Origin of the sequence: Arthrobacter ulcerisalmonis (assembly GCF_900609065.1) — a bacterium.
GTDB lineage: Bacteria > Actinomycetota > Actinomycetes > Actinomycetales > Micrococcaceae > Arthrobacter > Arthrobacter ulcerisalmonis.
Genome location: NZ_UXAU01000002.1, coordinates 1 through 1,400, shown reverse-complemented (window position 1 = coordinate 1,400; position 1,400 = coordinate 1). Strand labels below are relative to the sequence as shown.

Sequence of the window (1,400 nt, the reverse complement as noted above, 5' to 3'; positions counted from 1 at the left end):
GGGACTGTGTAAATAACGGTGTATCCGGCTCGACACGCCGGGCGGTGAGCCTGGCGGGGAGGAGCCCGATATGGCCGCAACACTTGAGGCTGTGCCGAGTACCAAGACCGTTGAAAAACTGACAGACACTTCCGAGGTCGATGCCGCCCGTGAGCTGGTGAGGATGGCCAAGGAACAGGGCCTGGCGCTGACCGGCCCTGATGGGCTGCTCAAGCAGTTGACCAAGACCGTCATCGAGACCGCGCTGGATGAGGAATTAACCGAGCATCTCGGTTATGAAAGGCACGATGCGGCGGCCAAGGACACTGCCAACTCGCGCAACGGCACCCGGTCAAAGACCGTGCTGACGGAGACGACCGGCCCGGTGCAGATCGATGTTCCGCGGGACCGGGAGGGCACGTTCGAACCGAAGATCGTCGCCAAGCGCCAGCGGCGGCTGACCGGGGTCGATGAGATGGTCCTCTCGCTCTACGCCAAGGGCCTGACGACCGGGGAGATCAGCGCCCATTTCGCCGAGATCTACGGCGCCTCGGTGTCCAAGGAGACGGTCTCGCGGATCACCGACCGGGTGCTTGAAGAGATGGCCGCGTGGCAGAACCGGCCGTTGGATGAGGTCTACGCGGCGATCTTCATCGACGCCATTGTCGTCAAGGTCCGGGACGGGCAGGTCGCCAACCGCCCTGTCTATGCCGCTATTGGTGTCACTCTGGCCGGGGAGAAGGACATCCTGGGCCTGTGGGCCGGCACTGGCGGGGAGGGCGCGAAGTTCTGGATGAGCGTGCTCACCGACATCAAGAACCGCGGCGTGAAGGACAGCTTTTTCCTGGTCTGCGACGGGCTCAAGGGCCTGCCCGAGGTCGTGGCGAACGTGTGGCCGCTGACGACCGTCCAGACGTGCATCATCCACTTGATCCGCAACACCTTCCGGCTGGCCTCGAAGCAGGACTGGGATGCGCTCAAACGGGATGTGAAGCCGATCTACACAGCCGTGAACGCCACGGCGGCCCGGGCAGCGTTCGAGGAGCTGACGGAGCGCTGGGGCAGGAAATACGGGGCGATCGTGCGGCTCTGGGAAAATGCTTGGGAGGAGTTCATCCCCTTCCTGGACTACGACGTGGAAATCCGGCGCGTGATCTGCTCGACCAACGCGATCGAATCGTTGAACGCCAGGTACCGGCGCGCCGTCAAGGCCCGGGGTCATTTCCCGACCGAGCAGGCTGCGCTAAAGTGCCTGTATCTGGTCACCCGATCCCTCGATCCGACCGGTGCCGGCAGGACCCGATGGACAATGCGCTGGAAGCCCGCTTTGAACGCCTTCGCCATCACTTTCAGCGACCGATTCCCGGCAGCTGAAAACTACTAAAACAAACCGCCGGATACACCGTTTATGAGATAGTCCC

At 62.9% G+C, this 1,400-nt stretch carries 1 protein-coding gene; it reads left to right on the top strand.

From position 1 onward, the window contains the following. Positions 1-70 precede the first annotated feature (70 nt). Positions 71-1,363 (top strand): IS256 family transposase, encoded by a 1,293-nt coding sequence (locus PSET11_RS00015; protein WP_024366175.1) that lies wholly within the window; start codon positions 71-73, stop codon positions 1,361-1,363. Positions 1,364-1,400: the final 37 nt, after the last annotated feature.

Bases quoted from the DNA above. Each gene is read 5' to 3' on its own strand.
- PSET11_RS00015 (WP_024366175.1), top strand. From the start codon at position 71: ATGGCCGCAACACTTGAGGCTGTGCCGAGTACCAAGACCGTTGAAAAA.